This window comes from Halorubrum sp. SS7 (genome assembly GCF_005435055.1).
Classification (GTDB): Archaea; Halobacteriota; Halobacteria; order Halobacteriales; family Haloferacaceae; genus Halorubrum; species Halorubrum salinarum.
Genome location: NZ_SGXV01000458.1, coordinates 1 through 298 on the forward strand (window position 1 = coordinate 1; position 298 = coordinate 298).

Here is a 298-nt window from a genome sequence, read left to right on the forward strand (position 1 = left end):
TCCAACCCACTCATCGTGTAATAACAGGCGTTTCGATAATCTCCAAAGATCTCTATCACCTGAACATCTTCGCTGTATACAGCATTCAGAAGGCCTGCTCCGTGCGGCCCAATAACTACGTCTGCTTGATAGAACAGCACTATCTGTTCAGCGAGCGAAAGGTTTGATAAAATCACACGAGAAAAGCCGTAGTCTTCCAGAAGACGGACGACTTGCGTTTCATTAACCACACGCCGTTCATCGGCATCATCTCTAGATATGTATACACGAGACGGCCATCTTTGAGTTGAGGGGGAAA

1 protein-coding gene is annotated in these 298 nt (G+C 46.6%); it reads right to left on the bottom strand.

Annotation, left to right across the window (positions count from 1 at the left end; translation table 11 throughout):
* A partial coding sequence (locus EXE44_RS18780) for a glycosyltransferase 61 family protein (protein WP_241991909.1) occupies positions 1–230 on the bottom strand: 230 nt, incomplete at its 3' end.
* Between the last annotated feature and the right edge of the window lie 68 nt (positions 231–298).